The 17,875-nt window shown below is 64.9% G+C and carries 18 protein-coding genes; 10 read left to right on the top strand and 8 right to left on the bottom strand.

The window, feature by feature from the left end; translation table 11 throughout:
- Positions 1-305: 305 nt before the first annotated feature.
- Together clpX and DFP89_RS00925 are read right to left on the bottom strand one after the other, a co-directional pair.
- A complete protein-coding gene (gene clpX / locus DFP89_RS00930) occupies positions 306-1,571 on the bottom strand; it encodes an ATP-dependent Clp protease ATP-binding subunit ClpX (protein WP_114347503.1) in 1,266 nt (421 codons plus the stop codon).
- Positions 1,572-1,732: 161 nt separating this feature from the next.
- Positions 1,733-2,362, bottom strand: coding sequence for an ATP-dependent Clp protease proteolytic subunit (locus DFP89_RS00925; protein ID WP_114347502.1), 630 nt, complete (start codon positions 2,360-2,362; stop codon positions 1,733-1,735).
- Between the two features lie 194 nt (positions 2,363-2,556).
- Between DFP89_RS00925 and pth the strand changes: the two genes are divergently transcribed.
- Genes pth through DFP89_RS00910 form a run of 3 tightly spaced genes read left to right on the top strand, consistent with a single transcriptional unit; the run spans position 2,557 to position 4,705 of the window.
- Entirely contained in the window at positions 2,557-3,270 is a 714-nt protein-coding gene (pth, locus tag DFP89_RS00920) for an aminoacyl-tRNA hydrolase (RefSeq protein ID WP_114347501.1), read from the top strand.
- Complete coding sequence (locus DFP89_RS00915) at positions 3,267-4,322, top strand: DUF2332 domain-containing protein (RefSeq protein ID WP_114347500.1); 1,056 nt, start codon at positions 3,267-3,269, stop codon at positions 4,320-4,322. Before pth ends, DFP89_RS00915 begins: the two co-directional genes overlap by 4 nt.
- A complete protein-coding gene (locus DFP89_RS00910; RefSeq protein WP_181870205.1) occupies positions 4,322-4,705 on the top strand; it encodes a DUF2237 family protein in 384 nt (127 codons plus the stop codon). The genes DFP89_RS00915 and DFP89_RS00910 overlap by 1 nt, the downstream gene beginning before the upstream one ends.
- On the opposite strand, the gene DFP89_RS00905 is transcribed toward DFP89_RS00910, so the two are convergent.
- The 4 genes from DFP89_RS00905 to DFP89_RS00890 are packed head-to-tail and all read right to left on the bottom strand — an operon-like array spanning position 4,702 to position 7,756.
- Positions 4,702-5,061: a YigZ family protein gene (locus DFP89_RS00905; RefSeq protein WP_181870204.1), complete on the bottom strand. Its 360-nt coding sequence runs from the start codon at positions 5,059-5,061 to the stop codon at positions 4,702-4,704. The genes DFP89_RS00910 and DFP89_RS00905 overlap by 4 nt on opposite strands.
- A complete protein-coding gene (locus DFP89_RS00900) occupies positions 5,058-5,480 on the bottom strand; it encodes a Fur family transcriptional regulator (protein ID WP_114347499.1) in 423 nt (140 codons plus the stop codon). Before DFP89_RS00900 ends, DFP89_RS00905 begins: the two co-directional genes overlap by 4 nt.
- 48 nt (positions 5,481-5,528) lie before the next feature.
- Entirely contained in the window at positions 5,529-6,278 is a 750-nt protein-coding gene (locus DFP89_RS00895) for an SDR family oxidoreductase (RefSeq protein ID WP_114347498.1), read from the bottom strand.
- Between the two features lie 14 nt (positions 6,279-6,292).
- Positions 6,293-7,756, bottom strand: a complete 1,464-nt coding sequence (locus DFP89_RS00890; protein ID WP_114347497.1) for an aldehyde dehydrogenase family protein — start codon at positions 7,754-7,756, stop codon at positions 6,293-6,295.
- A 115-nt stretch (positions 7,757-7,871) separates the two neighbouring features.
- Between DFP89_RS00890 and DFP89_RS00885 the strand changes: the two genes are divergently transcribed.
- Positions 7,872-8,582 (top strand): VIT1/CCC1 transporter family protein, encoded by a 711-nt coding sequence (locus DFP89_RS00885; protein ID WP_114347496.1) that lies wholly within the window; start codon positions 7,872-7,874, stop codon positions 8,580-8,582.
- 1 nt (position 8,583) lies between these two features.
- Here DFP89_RS00885 and DFP89_RS00880 read toward each other — a convergent pair whose 3' ends face one another.
- A complete protein-coding gene (locus DFP89_RS00880; RefSeq protein ID WP_114347495.1) occupies positions 8,584-9,711 on the bottom strand; it encodes an aminotransferase class V-fold PLP-dependent enzyme in 1,128 nt (375 codons plus the stop codon).
- A gap of 143 nt (positions 9,712-9,854) precedes the next feature.
- On the opposite strand from DFP89_RS00880, the gene DFP89_RS00875 reads away from it, so the two are divergent.
- The 5 genes from DFP89_RS00875 (at position 9,855) to DFP89_RS00850 (ending at position 15,833) form a co-directional block, all read left to right on the top strand.
- On the top strand, positions 9,855-10,565 hold the full coding sequence (locus DFP89_RS00875; RefSeq protein WP_114347494.1) for a type 1 glutamine amidotransferase: 711 nt from the start codon (positions 9,855-9,857) through the stop codon (positions 10,563-10,565).
- On the top strand, positions 10,562-11,920 hold the full coding sequence (locus DFP89_RS00870) for a glutamine synthetase family protein (RefSeq protein ID WP_114347493.1): 1,359 nt from the start codon (positions 10,562-10,564) through the stop codon (positions 11,918-11,920). Before DFP89_RS00875 ends, DFP89_RS00870 begins: the two co-directional genes overlap by 4 nt.
- A 537-nt stretch (positions 11,921-12,457) precedes the next feature.
- On the top strand, positions 12,458-13,681 hold the full coding sequence (locus DFP89_RS00860) for a tyrosine-type recombinase/integrase (protein WP_114347491.1): 1,224 nt from the start codon (positions 12,458-12,460) through the stop codon (positions 13,679-13,681).
- 175 nt (positions 13,682-13,856) lie between these two features.
- Positions 13,857-14,114 (top strand): helix-turn-helix transcriptional regulator, encoded by a 258-nt coding sequence (locus tag DFP89_RS00855; RefSeq protein WP_114347490.1) that lies wholly within the window; start codon positions 13,857-13,859, stop codon positions 14,112-14,114.
- 597 nt (positions 14,115-14,711) lie between these two features.
- The gene (locus DFP89_RS00850) at positions 14,712-15,833 is read left to right on the top strand and encodes a glycosyltransferase family 2 protein (RefSeq protein ID WP_181870203.1); all 1,122 of its coding nucleotides are present in this window, start codon (positions 14,712-14,714) and stop codon (positions 15,831-15,833) included.
- A 24-nt stretch (positions 15,834-15,857) separates the two neighbouring features.
- On the opposite strand, the gene DFP89_RS00845 is transcribed toward DFP89_RS00850, so the two are convergent.
- Positions 15,858-16,886 carry a ParA family protein gene (locus DFP89_RS00845; RefSeq protein WP_114347488.1) on the bottom strand — a complete coding sequence of 343 codons (1,029 nt, stop codon included), beginning with the start codon at positions 16,884-16,886 and terminating at the stop codon, positions 15,858-15,860.
- Positions 16,887-17,344: 458 nt separating this feature from the next.
- On the opposite strand from DFP89_RS00845, the gene DFP89_RS00840 reads away from it, so the two are divergent.
- Entirely contained in the window at positions 17,345-17,872 is a 528-nt protein-coding gene (locus DFP89_RS00840; protein WP_147273257.1) for a hypothetical protein, read from the top strand.
- The last annotated feature ends 3 nt before the right edge of the window (positions 17,873-17,875 follow it).

Raw genomic sequence — 17,875 nt, 5'->3', positions numbered from 1 at the left:
GATCCGCAAACCTGTGGATCATTGGTCTGAAGGGCCAGCACGCCAAGGCGCAATGATCATCTTTCGCTGGCTCCCGACATGCACCGTATCTGCGCCACTAGACAGATCAGCGTCGCAATCTCGCGTCTTATCGAGCAATCAAATGAGGACCAAGCATCAGAGATGTCTCCAGTCGATCGCTCTTCGGGGGACACCCCGCCTGGTCAGCTGGCGGATATATCCCTAAAATCCAGCCGAAAGCAGCGTCCAAAAGCATGAGCCGTCCCAATGGGACGGCTCAGGAATGTCGAGTGCCAGCACGGAAATCAGCTTGCCGTTGCTGTCTCTTTCTTGGCATCGGCATGGATCAGCAGCGGCTTGGCGGCGGGATTATCCACGGCCTCATCATTGACCACGACCTCTTCGACGCTGGTCAGGCCGGGCAGTTCGAACATGGTATCCAGCAGGATATCTTCCATGATCGAACGCAGCCCGCGCGCGCCGGTCTTGCGCTTGATCGCCCGCTTGGCGATGGCAACCAATGCGTCCTCGGTGAAGGTCAGCTTGACATCCTCAAGGTCGAACAGACGCTGATACTGCTTGACCAGCGCGTTCTTGGGCTGGGTCAGGATGGTGATCAGCGCGCCCTCGTCCAGATCGCCCAGCGTGGCGATGACCGGCAGACGGCCGACAAATTCCGGGATCAGGCCGAATTTCAGCAAATCCTCGGGCTCGAGCTGCTTGAACAGCTCGCCCACGCCCTTGTCATCGTTTTCCTTGACCGAGGCACCAAAGCCCATCGCTGTGCCCTTGTTGCGTTGCGCGATGATCCGGTCGAGGCCAGCAAAGGCACCGCCGCAGATGAACAGGATATTGGTCGTGTCCACCTGCAGGAATTCCTGCTGCGGATGCTTACGCCCGCCCTGTGGCGGCACCGAGGCCACGGTACCCTCCATGATCTTCAGCAGCGCCTGCTGCACGCCCTCGCCCGAGACGTCGCGAGTGATCGAAGGATTGTCGGACTTGCGGGTGATCTTGTCGACCTCGTCGATATAGACGATGCCGCGCTGCGCACGCTCGACATTGTATTCGCTGGCTTGCAACAGCTTCAGGATGATGTTTTCCACATCCTCGCCGACATAGCCGGCCTCGGTGAGCGTGGTCGCATCCGCCATGGTGAAGGGCACGTCAAGGATACGCGCCAGCGTCTGCGCGAGCAGCGTCTTGCCGCAGCCGGTCGGGCCGATCAGCAGGATGTTCGACTTGGCCAGCTCGATATCGGATTTCGAGCTGTGGTTCAGCCGCTTGTAATGGTTGTGCACCGCGACCGAGAGCACGCGCTTGGCGTGTTCCTGACCGATGACGTAATCGTCCAGAACGTTGCAGATCTCGCGCGGGCTGGGAACGCCGTCGCCGGATTTCAGCGCCGAGGTCTTGGTCTCTTCGCGGATGATGTCCATGCAAAGCTCGACGCATTCATCGCAGATGAACACGGTCGGCCCGGCGATCAGCTTGCGCACCTCGTGCTGGCTCTTGCCGCAGAAGCTGCAATAGAGCGTATTCTTGCTGTCGCCGCCGGTCGGATTGGCCATTACTTCGATCCTCGCATTGCTCCAGAGGCCCGGCCTGACTGCCGGGCGACCGTCCTTTTTGGTGCAGGACCTGCGCCCTACGCGTTTCGACACTATGTTACGAGCGCTGTCAGCCCGTCACAATCCCCAAAACATCCTGCATTCGTCGCAGTTGGCGGGGTTTACTTCTCGGGTTCGGCCTTGCCGCGCGCGACGAGAATGTCGTCGATCAGGCCCCATTCCTTGGCCTCTTCGGGCGACATGAAGCGGTCGCGTTCCAGCGCCTGTTCGACCTCTTCCAGGGTGCGGCCGGTGTGCTTTACATAAATTTCGTTCAGGCGCCGCTTGAGCTTTTCGGTTTCGCGGGCGTGAATCAGAATATCGGTGGCCTGGCCCTGAAACCCGCCCGAGGGCTGGTGGACCATGACGCGGGAATTCGGCAGCGAGAAGCGCTGCCCCGGCTGGCCGGCGCAAAGCAGCAGCGACCCCATCGAGGCCGCCTGCCCCACCACCAGCGTCGAGACGCGCGGCTTGATATATTGCATCGTGTCATAGATCGACAGGCCCGCGGTCACGACACCGCCGGGGCTGTTGATATACATGCTGATGTCCTTGGTCGGGTTTTCCGCCTCAAGAAACAGCAACTGCGCCGAGATCAGCGTCGCCATGCCGTCATGGACCGGACCGGACAGGAAAATGATCCGTTCCTTGAGCAGGCGCGAGAAGATGTCATAGGCGCGTTCACCCCGGCTGGTCTGTTCGACGACCATGGGGACGAGGGTGTTCATGTAGAATTCTGCCGGATCGTGCATGTCAGTCCTTGTTTTTGCCCTGCCTCGCCTGCCCTTGTCGCGATTCGCCCGTCGGGCACGGTCCGATAGGACTGCTTTTAGACGCCAAAGGTTGACAGAGTCTTAGTAACGCCGGGCTGCGAGGACAAGAGAGTGATAAAAATTGCCCCTATCCCCGCAAGCCGGTAATCTGCCGCTCAGCGACGGAGAAACGCATGATATTGATCGTGGGTCTGGGCAATCCCGGGCCGAAATACGCAGAAAACCGGCATAATGTGGGATTCATGGCGGTGGATCGCATCGCCTCGGACCACGCTTTCGGGCCGTGGCGGGCGCGTTTTCAGGGCGAATCCGCCGAGGGGCGGCTGGGGGAGACGCGCGTCACGCTGCTCAAGCCGGCGACCTTCATGAATCTGTCGGGGCAATCCGTGGGCGAGGCGATGCGCTATCTGAAACTGCCCCCGGCCGAGGTGATCGTGCTGCATGACGAACTGGATCTGGCGCCGGGCAAGGTGCGGCTGAAGACCGGCGGCGGCCATGCCGGGCATAACGGGTTGCGCTCGATCCACCAGCATATCGGCGAGGATTACCGCCGGCTGCGCATCGGCATCGGCCATCCCGGCCACAAGGATCGCGTCGCGGGCTATGTGTTGTCGGATTTCGCCAAGGCCGAGGAAGCCGGGCTGGACGATCTGTTGCGCGGCATTTCGGACGGCGCCCCCGCGCTGGCGGCGGGCGAGGATGCGCGTTTCACCAATGCCGTCGCGGCCCGCACCGCGCCAGCGCGCAACAGCGGCACAAGGCTGCAGGCCCCGGTGGCCGATGCGCTCGAAAAGCCCAGGTCGCAACCTGCGCCGGGGCCGCAGCAGCCCGATGAGCCGCCCAGCTTTGCCGACCGTCTGCGCGCCTTGGGCGAGCGGTTCCGATGAGCGGCTGGCAGGACGCCTTCGCCCTGCAGACGCGGGCCTGCCGCGAGTTGGGTTCGGGCCTGACCGCGCGCGTCTGCGAGGCATTGACCCGTATCATCGCCGCCGATCAGGGCCCGGTCGGGCGGCGCGTCAAAACCTGGCAGGGCGATCCCCGACCGGGGGCCGATTCCGTGCCGCTGCGGCTTTGCGGCGCGTTGCACGCGCTGGTGCTGTCGGATCGCGCGCCCAAGCTGGCGCAAGCCTATGCCATGGGTGGTGGCGCGCATCTGGATCAGGAAATTCGTGATGCTGTTCAGTCGCATGACCGATATATTCTGGAATGGCTGGAGCTTCCGCCGCAGACCAATGAGGTCGCGCGATCCGGTCCGATCATCGCGGCCGCGTGGTTTCTGGGCAACCAAACGCCGGGGGTCACATATGATGCGCTGGAGCTGGGCGCGAGCGCCGGCCTGAACCTGAACTTTCCTCATTACAGCCTTGCAGATGATGATGGATTTCAGCCGGCGCTGGCCGGAGACGGGATCTCGGATGTGCGGCTGGTGCCGCGCTGGCAGGGCGCCTCGCCTGCGCCGCAGCCCCTGACCATCGCCAGTGCGCGCGGGGTCGATCTGAACCCGCTGGACCCAGGCCGCGACGGGTTTCGGCTGATGGCCTATGTCTGGGCCGATCAGCGCGACCGGCTGGGGCGGCTGCGATCGGCGCTGGCGATTGCGGGGGGGCACCGGCCTGCGCTCGACCAAGGCGACGCCGCAGACTGGCTCGAGGCGCAGCTTGCCCCGCCCGCCACTCATGGTCGGCTGGTCTATCACACGGTTGCCGCGCAATATTTCCCGGATGCCACGCGCGCACGCATCGAAAAGGCCCTGCTGGCCGCCGGGCAGCAGGCGAGTGCCGAACGACCCCTGGCGCATTTCTCGATGGAGGGCGACGGTGGGGATGGTGCCGCCTTGAGGCTGCGGCTCTGGCGTGGTGGGCCGGTGCGGGAATGGGATCTGGGCCGCGCCGATTTCCATGGCCGCTGGATCGACTGGACCCCAAGGGAGATCGGCTGATGGACCCGTCCCTGAATGTACTGGGCGGCAAGCTTGTGCCCTGCTCGACCGCGCCGCTGACCGGGTTTTTTCGCGATGGCTGCTGCAATACCGGCCCCGAGGATCGCGGCCGCCATACCGTCTGCGTCATCGTCACCGCCGAATTTCTGGCGCTGTCGAAATATCTCGGCAATGACCTTAGTACCCCGCGCCCCGAATACCGCTTTGCCGGGCTGAAACCGGGCGATCGCTGGTGCCTTTGCGCCGCGCGCTTTCTGCAGGCGGCGCAGGAATTCGCCGCCCCGCAGGTGGTGCTTGAGGCAACGCATGCCCGCACGCTGGACATCGTGCCGATGGAGCTGCTGCAACGCCATGCGGAAGGCATGGACGGTCCCGAGGGTTAGTGCCCCACCTGCGCCAGATAATGGCGCACCGCATCGACGACATGGCGAAACCGGTCGCCCCCCAGATGCTTGCCGCCATACCAGCGGGTGACGATGATCATGTGATCATCAAGGCCCGCGCGCTCAAGCATCTGCAGGATGATCTGCGCGGCGCCGCTTTCGCCGTCATCGTCGCGAACTGCCTCACCCGACAGGATCGCGGCCCAGGTATTATGCGTGGCCTTGGCGAAGCGCTTGTTTTTCTTCAGTTCCGCCAGCAGCGTCTCGGCCTCGGCGCGGGTCGTGGCCGGCCCGCCCGAGACGGCATAGCGCGAGCCGCGATCCGAGATGATCTTGTCGAATGTGGTCAGGCTCATGTCCGGCGCCGGACGTAAAGCTCCAGCCGGTGACGGACGATTTCATAGCCCATTTCGGCGGCTATCTCGGCCTGCAGGCGCTCGATACGCTCATTGACGAATTCGCGCACCTCGCCGGTCTCGACATCGATCATGTGATCGTGATGGCTGCCGTCTGCCGGCTCGAACCGCGCCGGCTCGCCGGCGAATTCCAGTTTCAGGATGACGCCCTGTGCCTCAAGCGCGGCCAGCGTGCGATAGACCGTCGCCAGGGACACCGCCGCGCCCGCCTCGGTCGCGCGGGCATGCAGCTGGGCCGCGTCGGGATGGTCCTCAGCGGCGGCAAGGACGCGCAGCAAGGCCGCCCGCTGGCGGGTGATGCGCACGCCAGCGCGGCGCAGGGCTTCCTCGAATGACTGGGCGCGGGCCTCGATATTCATCTTTCTTTCATGGCGCGGATGCGCCCGCTTGGCAACCGGCGGACCGGCTCAGATCGTGCGCCCACCGTCCACCTCAAGGATGGTGCCGGTCACGAAATCCGCCTCGTCCGAGGCCAGATAAAGCGCGGCATTGGCGATGTCCTGCGGCGTCGAAAGCCGCCCCAGCGGAATCGTCGCCAGAAAGCGGGCGCGATTCTCGGGCGTGTCGGGGCAGCCCATGAAGCGCTCAAGCATCCCGGTTTCGCCCATGACCGGGGCGATGGCGTTGACGCGGATGCCGTCGGGCGCCAGCTCGACCGCGAGACTGCGGGTCATCGTGTTCACCGCGCCCTTCGAGGAATTGTACCATGTCAGCCCCGGCCTTGGCCGCAGGCCGGCGGTCGAAGAGACATTGATCATCACCCCCTGCCCGGCTTCGCGCCAGATCGGCAGGACGGCATGGCACATGTGAAAGATCGACAGCACATTGATGTCATAGATCTTGCGAAAATCAGCCTCATCCGTGGTCAAAAGCGGCCCGTTCGGCGTGGTCCAGCCAGCATTGTTGACCGCGATATCGATGCCTCCAAAGGCGGCGCGCGCCTGTGCGATCGCCGCCGCGACCTGATCGCCCCGGCTCACGTCGCAGGCAATGGCGATGGCGGCCGGGCCGATGGCGCGGGCGACCTCATCGGCGCCTTCGGCATTGATGTCCAGCACCGCGACGCGCGCGCCTTCGCGGGCGAAGGTCTGGGCGATGCCGCGCCCAAAACCCGAGGCCGCCCCGGTGATGACTGCCGTCTTGCCCTGCAACCTCATGCGCTTTTCCTTCCCTATCCGAAACGGTGAACGATGGTTTTCAGGCGCGAGAATTCGTAGAGCGCCACGAATCCCTTTTCGCGGCCATGGCCGGATTTGCGTACCCCGCCAAAGGGCAGCTCGATGCCGCCGCCCGCGCCATAGGCATTGATATAGACCTGTCCGCAGCGCATGGCGCGCGCGACCCGCGCCTGACGGTCGCCGTCGCGGGTCCAGATCCCGGCGACCAGCCCGTATTCGGTGCCGTTCGCGATGGCGATGGCCTCGGCCTCGGTATCAAAGGGAATGGCGGCAAGAACCGGGCCAAAGATTTCCTCCTGCGCCAGCGGGCTTGCCGGATCGACCGGACCGAAGAGCGCCGGCGCGACGTAAAAGCCGCCCGGCGGCGCATCCGCCGCCACCCCGCCCTGCGCGATCAGCGGCGCGCCGGCCGCATCGATATAGGCTTCGACCCGCGCCTTTTGCCGGGCCGAGATCAGCGGCCCCAGCACTGCCCCCTCGCCCGAAGGCTCGGCCACCACGGCGCAAAAACGCTGGGCCAGCATGGCGGTCAGCCGGGCCCAGATGCCGCGCTGGATCAGCACCCGCGAGCCAGCCGAACAGGTCTGGCCGCCATTCTGGACGATGGCATTGACGATCACCGGGGCCGCCGCGTCCAGATCGGCATCGTCAAAGACGATCTGCGGCGACTTGCCGCCCAGCTCCAGCGTGCAGGGAATGTGGTTTCGGGTCGCAGCGATCTGAATTGCCTGTCCGACCGCGGGCGAGCCGGTGAAGCTGATGAAATCGACGCCGGGATGTTCGGAAAGCGCCCGGCCCGCCACCTCGCCGCGCCCGGTGACGATGTTGATGGCGCCGGGCGGAAAGCCGGTTTCCGTCGCCAGCTCGCCGATGCGCAATATGGTCAGGCAGGCATCCTCGGCCGGCTTGGTGACCGTGGCGTTGCCCATGGCCAGCGCAGCCCCGACCGAGCGGCCAAAGATCTGCACCGAATAATTCCACGGGATGATATGGCCGGTGACGCCATGCGGCTCGCGCAGGGTTTTCGCGTCATGGCCGTTCAGGAACGGGATCACCTCGCCATGCAGCTTGTCGGCGGCACCGCCGTAATATTCGAAATAGCGCGCGAGCGCCGCCATATCGGCACGCGACTGGGCGATGGGCTTGCCATTGTCGCGGGTCTCCAGCCGGGCCAGTGCCTCGGCCTCGGCCTCGATCCGCAGGGCAAGGCGCAACATCAGCCGGCCGCGTTCCGCCGCCGTCAGGCGCCCCCATTGGCCATCCAATGCGGCGCGGGCGGCGGCAATGGCGGCATTCACGTCCTCGGGGCCGGATTCGGCGATGGCGGCAAAACGCACGCCATCGATGGGCGAGATCATCGCCATCTCACGCCCCGATACCGCGGGGTGCCAATCGCCGCCAATCAGGTTCAGCGGCCGGGGCAAAGTCAGGGGCAGGGTCGAAGCGCGATCCATCATCACCTCCGGTCGGCGGGATTCGGCCCCCTCAGCGTGACAATGCCGAAGCCGCAACGCAAGGCTGGCAATACCGGCATCAGACGCTAATGTGCCGGCAAAATACCAGGAGGTCATGATGCAACAAGATCCCAGCGCCCATCCCGACGACCCGCATTACGTGAACCGCATGAGCTGGCTGCGCGCCGCGGTCATGGGGGCGAATGACGGCATTGTCTCGGTCGGGGGGCTGATCGCGGGGGTTGCGGCGGCCGATCCCGCGCCGGGCACGATCCTGATCGCCGGCACCGCCGGGCTGGTTGCCGGGGCGATGTCGATGGCGGCGGGGGAATATGTCTCGGTCAGCTCGCAGACCGATATCGAGCGCGCCGACATCGCCCGCGAACGCATCGCGCTGAAACACATGCCCGAGGAAGAGTTGCACGAGCTGGCCGCGATCTACGAGTCGCGCGGCATGTCGCCGGGCACCGCACTGCAGGCCGCACGCGAGGTCAGCGCCCATGACGCGCTGGCCGCCCATGTCCGCGACGAGCTGGGGCTAAGCGAGGCCTCCAGCGCCAATCCGATCCAGGCGGCGCTGGCCTCTGCGGTGACCTTCAGCGCGGCGGCGGCGGTGCCGCTGCTGGCGGCGATCTTTGCCCCCGGAGGCCAGGTCATCCTGAGCGTGCTGGTCGCCGTGGTACTGGCGCTGGCGCTGCTGGGCGCGCTTGGCGCCTGGGCAGGGGGCGCGCCGCCCGCCCGCGCGGTGCTGCGCGTCATTGCCGGGGGCGTCTTCGCGCTGGCGGTGACGGCGCTGATCGGCAAGGTCTTTGGCGTCGCGGTCGCCTGACCTAAAGCGCCGCGTCCAGCCCCGCCTTCAGCCGCGCCACGGTGCCATCCACGTCCTTGAGCTTGTCGAGCCCGAAAAGCCCGATGCGGAAGCTGCGAAAGCCTTCGCCCTCGCCGATCTGCAAGGGCACGCCCGAGGCGATCTGATAGCCGGAATTCAGGAATTTGCGGCCATTCTGGATATCAGGATCGTCGGTATAGCAGACGACGACGCCCGGCGCGGCAAAACCATCCGCCGCGACCGAGCGCAAGCCGCGCCGCGCCAGCTCCGCCCGCACGGCATTCCCCAGCCGCCATTGCGCTTCCCGCGCCGCCTCAAAGCCCATCTCACGGGTCTCGGCCATCGCGTCGCGCAAGCCGATCAGCGCATCGGTCGGCAGGGTGGCGTGATAGGCATGGCCGCCATCCTCATAGGCTTTCATGATCGCGCGCCATTTCTTCAGATCCAGCGCGAAACTGTCGCTGGTGGTCGCCTCAAGCCGCGCCATGCCCCGCGCCGACAGCATCACCATCCCGGCCGAGGGCGAGGCGCTCCAGCCCTTTTGCGGGGCCGAGATCAGCACATCGACGCCGGTGTCGCCCATATCGACCCAGATCGCCCCCGAGGCGATGCAATCCAGCACCATCAGCGCGCCCACCTCATGCGCGGCATCCGCCAGCGCACGGATATAGTCGTCGGGCAGGATCATCCCCGAGGCGGTCTCGACATGCGGGGCAAAGACCGCATCGGGGCGGGTTTCGCGGATGCGCGCGACAACCTCGTCAATGGGTGCGGGGGCAAAGGGCGCCGCCGCTTCATTGCCGGCCGGGCGCGCCATCATCACCGTGGTTTCGCGGGCAAAGCCGCCGGCGTCAAAGATCTGGCTCCACCGAAAACTGAAAAAGCCGTTCCTGACGATCAGCGCATGGGCGTCGCGGCCGAACTGGCGGGCGACCGCCTCCATCGCGCAGGTGCCGCCGCCGGGGATCAGCGCCACAGCCTCGGCGCCGTAAACCTCGCGCAGCGTGGCCGAGATCTCGCGCATCGCGGCCTGAAACTTCTGCGACATGTGGTTCAGCGAACGGTCGGTAAAGACGACCGAGAATTCCTGCAACCCGTCAGGGTCGATATCGGGGCGAAGTCCGGGCATGACCTGATCCTTGTCCTTCAATGCTTTGCACCAGCCTAGCGCGCAGTTGACGCGACGGCCAGAGGGCGCGCCGCAAACACAGCCCCCTTGTCGGACCGCACGCGCCCGACTAGCTTTCAACTTGGACAATCAACAGGCCAATCATGCGTATCGGCATTCTCAAATGCGGCCAGTCGCCCGAAATCCTTCGCGGCGAACTGGGCGACTACGACTCCATGTTCGAGCGATTGCTCGCCGGGCGTGGCTTTGACTTTTCCAGCTATCACGTCGAGGACATGGAGTTCCCCAAGGATATCCACGCGGCGGATGGCTGGCTGCTGACCGGCTCGCGCCACGGCGCCTATGAAGATCATCCCTTCATTCCCCCGCTCGAGGATTTCATCCGCAAGGCCTATGCGGAACATGTGCCGATGGTCGGCATCTGCTTTGGCCACCAGATCATCGCGCAGGCGCTTGGCGGCACCGTCATCAAGCATCCCGACGGCTGGGCCATTGGCCAGCAGGATTACGATTTCGACGGTGACCGCATCACCCTGAACGCCTGGCATCAGGATCAGGTCGTGACCCTGCCCGAAGGGGCCGAGGTCGCCGCGACCAACGAATTTTGCGAAAACGCCGCGCTGGTCTATGGCGACCGCGCCTTTACCGTGCAGGCCCATCCCGAATTCGCCGATGAATTCGTCGACGGGCTGATCGAGCACCGCGCCAAGGGCAAGGTCCCGCCCGCGCTTCTGGATCAGGCCCGCGCCCGCATGGGCGGCACGCTGCAATCAGGCAGCATCGCCGACCGCATCGAAACCTTCTTCAAGGCCCCCCGCAATGTGGCGGCCCAAACCCGCCAAGGTGCCGCATGAAACCGCAATGGATCGAGGAAACCCCGCAGGCCGCGCAGGATTACGTTGCCGGCCGCCGTCTGGACGAGGTCGAATGTATCGTCGGCGATATTGCGGGCGTGGCGCGCGGCAAGGCCATGCCGGCTTCGAAATTCGCGCATCAGGAACGCTTCTATCTGCCGAATTCGATCTTTCTGCAGACGATCACCGGCGACTGGGCCGACAACCCCAGTGGCGCGTTCACCGAACCCGACATGATCCTGACGCCGGATTTCTCGACGGCGACGGCGGCGCCCTGGACGGCGGATGTGACCTTGCAGGTCATCCATGACGTCATGGACCAGTCCGGCAACCCGGTGCCGGTCGCGCCGCGCAATGTGCTGAAACGCGTGGTCGATCTTTACCGCCAAAAGGGCTGGCGCCCCATCGTCGCCCCGGAAATGGAATTCTTCCTGGTCGCCCGCAATATCGACCCCAACCAGCCGATCATGCCGCCCATGGGCCGCTCGGGCCGCCGCGCCGCCGCCAAGCAGGCCTATTCGATGTCGGCGGTCGATGAATATGGCAAGGTCATCGACGATATCTACGACTTCGCCGAGGCGCAGGGCTTTGAAATCGACGGCATCCTGCAAGAGGGCGGCGCCGGTCAGGTGGAGATCAACCTCAACCACGGCGATCCGGTGGTGCTGGCCGACCAGATCTTCTACTTCAAGCGCCTGATCCGCGAGGCCGCGCTGCGCCACGACTGTTTCGCCACCTTCATGGCCAAACCGATCGAGGGCGAGCCGGGCAGCGCCATGCATATCCACCATTCGGTGGTCGGGCTTGAAGATGGCAAGAACATCTTTTCGGATGCGCAGGGGCGCGAGACCCCGGCCTTCATGCATTTCATCGCCGGGATGCAGAAGCACCTGCCGGCGGCGGTGGCGCTGCTGGCGCCTTACGTCAACAGCTATCGCCGCTATGTCCCTGATTTTGCTGCGCCGATCAATCTGGAATGGGGCCGTGACAACCGCACCACGGGCCTGCGGGTTCCGATCTCAGGTCCCGAGGCGCGGCGGGTCGAGAACCGGCTGGCGGGCATGGATTGCAACCCCTATCTGGGCCTCGCCGCCAGCCTCGCCTGCGGCTATCTGGGCCTGATCGAGGCCGAGAACCCCCGCGCCGAATGTCTGGGCGACGCCTATATCTCCGAGGACGAGTTGCCCCTGACGCTGGGCGACGCGCTGGACCTGATGGAGGAAAGCGCCCCCATGCGCGAGGTTCTGGGCGAGGAGTTCATCGCCGTCTATCAGGCGGTCAAGCGCAACGAATACAAGGAATTCCTGCAAGTGATCTCGCCGTGGGAGCGTGAGCATCTGCTGCTGAACGTCTGAGAGATGCGCGGCGAAATCCCCGTCGCGGATGGCCTGACGGGATCCCGAACGCGCCCATGTCGCCCGCCGAATGGCCTTTGGCGGGCGATTTTTCTTTCGCATTTTCCGCTGGGTCCATCCGGCATGCGTCACGGGACCGAATCGCGTCGGATCCTGCGTGAAACATGGACCAGGCGAGCTTTGCGACTTGCCGCTTGCAACAGATTGTCCGCCATGACGCCCTGATCCGGACTTCGCGAACGGGGCGAGGGCAGCACATGGATTCAACGCCGAAGCGGCATGAACTGCACGGCGTGATTCACTGGTTCAGAACGGGTTGCGGGAAGTTGGCGGACCCGGAAGGGCTCGAACCCTCAACCTTGGACTTAGAAGTCGGCACACTGTAACCCTTTTCAACCCTCAGGTCCACCCTAAACAGTAGCTTTTTCAGGCGTTTGGCGGTAGTCTCCCCCTAAGCTGCCCGTTCCCACCCGTTCCGCCCCCGGTTCGTTGACGGTTCGCAGGCAGGCTGTCACACGGTTCGCAGGAAGACGCGCGATGCCAGAGAAGTTGACTGAGGCCAAGATCAAGGCGCTGACCTATGAGGGCAAGCCCGCCGTTGTGCGGGATGCGAAGGTGACGGGCCTCCTCGTTGCGGTGAACAAAACGGGAAAGTCCTACAAGGTGCAGCGCGACCTCTGGCAGGGCCAGCGCGGGCGCAAGGTGCTGGTCAAGACCGTGCGCCACACCTTGGGCGGCACAGAGGAGATGACGCTGGACGATGCCCGCAGCAAGGCCACGGCGATGCTGGACCTCATCAAGCGCGGGATTGACCCGAACGCCCCGCCGCCGGAGCCCAGCGCGGACGCGGGCGGCTGGACCGTGCGGCGGATGTATGAGGAGTATGGGGCGGACATGCGGACCCGCGACTGCGTGGAGCGGTCCATCACCGACATGATGGAGCGGCTGGACCGATACCTGCCCAAGTGGTGCGCCCTTCCCGTGACCGACATCAAGCGCAGCCACGCCCGGGAGGAACACCGCCGGATCACGGCTGACCACGGCGCGACGGTTGCGAACAAGGCCATGCGCGACTTTTGGGCGGCATACAACTTCGCCCTGAAGGTGGTGGATGACCCGGACGCCCTGCCCGGCAACCCGGTGGAGGCCGTGACCTTCAACAAGGAGCGGGCCAGCGGGAAGGTGCTGATGCCTGATGACCTTGAGGGCTGGTGGAAGAAGGTGCAGGCCATCACCAACCCGCTGCGCCGCGACATGCACGAGCTAGGCCTGCTGTCGGGGCTGCGCCCCGGCACCCTTGTCGGGCTCCGCCGCGAATGGATCCAGCTTGACAACCGGGCCATCTCCATTCCCCGGATGAAGTCGGGCCGCTCCTTTGACCTCCCCCTGTCCGACCGGATGTTGGGCGTCGTGCGCCGGGCGATGGCTGTCGGTGACGTGCTGTTCCCGGGCTCCCCTTGGCTGTTCCCGTCGCGGTCCACCAAGACCTTTGAGGTGATCGCAACGCAGGTCTGGCGGGAGAAGTCGCTGCCCAGCGAGACGGGCCACATCCTGCGCCACACCTACCGCACTGTTGCCCAGCGCGCCGGCATCGACAAGGTGAACGCCCGGCTCCTTCTGGACCACACCGTGCCGGGGATTGATGGCGTCTACATCCATGAGCGGGCGCTGTTCGACACCCTGCTTGCCGACCAAGAGCGGATGACGGCGGCGCTGGTGGCGCTCCTTGAGCCGGGAAGCGTTGGTGCCGGGGCAGCTTAGGGTTTACCGGCTGCCCCTCCCGCGCTATGGTGGCTCACTGACTATCCATCCGCGTCGGTTCACCGGGAAGTGCCGCACGCGGGGAGCGCCCACAGCAGGGGGCGCGGGCTCCCCCGGAAACTGAGCCTGTCACCAACCGACCGCCGCCGCAGGCAGTCAGGACTGGTGACGCCAGATGACTGAACACATTGACGACCTTGCTGCCGCCGTCGCGGCGCGTGTGATTGAAGCACTGCCCCGGGGGCGGCTGCCGATTACGCCCGAATACCTGTCTGCCGACCAGGTGGCGCAGATGACGGGCTTCTCCCCGAAGTGGCTTGAGGCCCGCCGGGCTGACCGCACCGGCCCGCCCTACATCAAGATCGGGCACAAAGTCCGCTACCGCACCGCAGACGTGCGCGCCTTCATGGAAGCGGGCGAGGTGTCGGAATGAGCGGGGTGGAAATGGAAAGCGCCCCCCGCCGGGAAACGGGGAGCGCTCAGGAGATCAACGACCGTGACCCTTGCAAGGTCCCCGAAGTTATACCCGGAGAGGCCAGCGCGGGCGACCAGAATTGCTTGTTGCCGTTCCTCCGGGGTTGGTCTGAGGGTGGCCCATGGTGGCCCACGGCAATCCCGCGCGAGGGTTGCGGGACTGAGACCCGGACCTTCACCGACCTTGATGCACTGGCCGCATGGGTGGCCGGGCTCGTGGGCGTCAAGAACCTCTACTTCTCTGTCAACGACCTGTCGCCCAACACGCGGGAGAAGGCCAGCAAGGATGGGGTCACGTGCGTCAGGGGCCTGCATGTTGACATTGACCCGCGCGCGATTGACGGCGGGGTGAAGGGCAAGACCCCTGAGCAACTGACTGCGCACTTTCAGGCTGAACGCGCCCGCATCTGTGCGATGTTTGATGACTGGGAGGTGGGCGGCAGGAAGCTGCCGTTTCCCCGGCCCACGGCCATCATCGACAGTGGCGGCGGCTATCAGGGCTTCTGGCTGTTTGCCGAGGGTGAGAAGGTCGCGCCCAATCTGGCTGGCCGCGCTGGTGGGCCTGTTCCTCCCCAAGCCGCCCGCCCCGCCGCCGCTGGCCGATGCAGACCACCCCGCTGTCACCGTGCTTGTCCCCCTGTTCCGGGAGGCCAGCATCTTCCCGGACCTCGCGGCGGCGCTCGCCCGGCTGGACTACCCCGCGCACCTGCTTGAGGTCATCATCCTGTTGGAGGCCTGCGACACCGCGACCATCGCCGCCGCCCGCACCCATGCCCCGGCGGGCTGGCGCATCGTCGTTGTGCCGCCCGGGAAGCCCCAGACCAAGCCCCGGGCCTGCAATGTCGGGCTGGCACTCGCCACTGGCGACCTCGTTGTGGTGTTCGACGGGGAGGACCGGCCCGAGGTTGGACAGTCCCGCCTTGCCGCCGCCGCGCTGGCCGCAGACCCCCGCCTTGCCGTGGTTCAGGCGCGGCTTGGCTGCGATCACGCCGGGGCGGGCTCCCCCATCGTCACCCGCCTCTGGGCGAGGGAGTATCAGGCCCTGTTCGGGGCCATCCTTCCGCTCTTGTCGCGGCTGGGCCTGCCTTTCCTCTTGGGCGGGACAAGCAACTGGTTCAGGGTCGATGCCCTGCGGCAGGCGGGCGGCTGGGATGCCCACAACGTCACCGAGGACGCGGACCTTGGGGTGAGGCTGGCCCGGCTGGGCTGGCGGTCTTCCGTGATCGACTCAACCACCTGGGAGGAGGCCCCGCTCAGCGTCAATGTCTGGCTGCGCCAGCGGGCGCGCTGGTTCAAGGGCTTCGCCGTGACCGCCATCGTCCACGCAAGGGAACCCCGGCAGACCCTCCGGGAGCTTGGCGCGCCGGGCTTCATCGCCCTGCTGGCGCAGCTTCCCGTGTCGCTCCTCTGCACGGCGGCGCACCCGCTGGGCATAGGGCTGGCGCTGGGCGGGGACCTGTCCGGCCCGCTGGCCGCGCTCCTCCTGCTGGGCTATGCCAGCGCCGTCGCCCTCCATGCAGCCGCCGCCCCCCGGGCACGCTGGGTCGCACTCCTGCTGCCGTTCTACTGGCTCCTGCACTGGGCCGCGCTCGTGCTGGCCCTGTCAGACCTCGTGCGCGACCCCGCCCATTGGCGGAAAACGGAACATGGCAAGGCGGAGCGTGCGGAGGCTGCCTGAGAAATTCGCCGCGTCCGCTCAAAACTACACGAGTTTGTTTGCCAGAATCTCAATCTCGTCCTTGCGGTCTTTGATCTGTTGAGCGTCAATTTGAATCCGCCGACCGCCAACGGATCGCTTGCCAGGCCTCAATGCAAAGAAGGGAGTGCCTCGCGCGAAGGCGACCACACCCGTTGTTTGAAAGTCCCGAACCTCAATAACGCCATCTGTGGCCGAGGTGAAATTGAGGAACTGTGGACTTCCCTTGATGATGGCGCTGATGTCGCTGTCTATACTGTCCAGAACCGCGCGATAGCCTGATGCGGCTCCCATATATTGCGTGATCCGGTTTTTCACAATTAGATGAGCTTTTGGAAGCGCCAATCCTGCCGCGTCCATACGTGTAGCGAACATGTGCTGCGCGTAGATTTCGCTTGGCAGTTTAAGGCCATAGATGAGCGAGAATGCATTCTGGATCGCTCGCCGTGACGAGTCATCAGCCATAACCGGAAGCACAACACGGTCTGCTGCTGCCATTGCGATTTGCGTATAGATCGAAAAACTTGGATTCGCATCAAGAAAAACGCAATCAAAATCTCCGCCAGTTGCGGCGATGAAGTCCCGTATCCAACTGACGATCTTCGCCCAAGTATCGGTTCCCGGAATCTGGTTGTTTGCGAGGGTCGACATTGCGTTGGACTGCAACTCCAAGAGAGGATCGCCTGCCATCAAGGTAATGTTGGCCGGGATGGTAGAGTTGTAGTCATGAGGTTTGGTCAAGAAGTCTGTCGGAGCTATAGGAGCCACGCTATACGGAGAGGGCAATCGCATCTGAAAGTAGCCGCCGATTGTGGCGCGAGGCGTCTTTCCCTGAATCTTGAGGAGGTTTTCGCTACCATTGCCTTCCAGCCCTCCGAGCAGCAGTTCGGAGAGGTTTGCCTGCGGGCACACGTCGATTACAAGAATTTTTGATGCGGGGTTGAGCTGCGCAAATGAACTGATGGCTTGAAAGGCGAGGCTGGTTTTTCCCGTGCCGCCTTTGTTGTTCCAGAAGATGGTTGAAGTTGGAGACATTGCTCAAATCCTTTGGTTGGGGCTGCCGTAAAATATGCGTCATAATTGGACACGTCAATGTCTAATTATGACATATCTGTGTCTTTTCGCGCCGTGACGGGGGTGTCAACAATCGCGGAAGCCATCCTCTCTCACCTTGCCCACACTGGACTGGAAACCCAATTGCTTGCAGGGGCGGCAGCAAGCCTCTGGGCTCCCCCGGCACCACATCGGCGCGGTATCCTCCGCCCATGCAAGCCGTGATCTACATCTTCAGGTGCCCGAAGGGCCGCGTCTATGCCGGGCGGCGCACTGTGTCGCCGGAGGCCCTCCGCTGCTGGCCGAGCAGGGGGACGGGCGCGCTGCCAGACGGATATGCAGGATCGGGGAAGGCGTGGCAGGCTGTGGCACGGAAACACAGGGACACCCTCATTTGGCGCATCCTTGCCCGTGTGGACGGAACCAGCCAAGATGCTGACATGGCCGAACGCCGCGCCGTGGCGCTTGTCCGCGCCCTGTTTGGGCGACGGTGCCTGAACCTCCGGGATGGTGGGCAAGGGATGACCAGCCGGGATGCGCGGGCTCTCTGGGCTGACCCGGCCTATGCCGAGCGGACAGGTGCTGCGATCCGGGAGGCGTTCGCGCGCCCTGAGGTAAGGGCGAAGCTCAACGCGGCTGCCAACACGCCCGAGGCGCGGCAGCGCCGCAGCGCGACGAGCAAGGCGGTTGCACAGACGCCGGAGGGCCGTGGCCGACTGGCGCGGGCGACAGAAGCAAGCCTCACGCCAGAGGCAAGGGCGAAGCGCAACACTGGCCAGTCAGAGGACGCCCGGGCGAAGCGCCGGGAATCACTCCGGGCGGTTGCCGCGACGGATGAGGGGCGAGAGGTCCTGACGCGGGCCGTTGCTGCCAGCACGTCACCTGTTGCGCAGGCGCGGCGCCTGCTGACACGGACGGTCAACCAATATCGGCTGTTCGCGGCGGCGCATCCAGAGTTGTTTCAATAACAA

Source organism: Paracoccus lutimaris (assembly GCF_003337565.1).
Classification (GTDB): Bacteria; Pseudomonadota; Alphaproteobacteria; order Rhodobacterales; family Rhodobacteraceae; genus Paracoccus; species Paracoccus lutimaris.
Note: the sequence above shows the minus strand (reverse complement) of the source record. Positions and strands in the feature narration are given on the sequence as shown.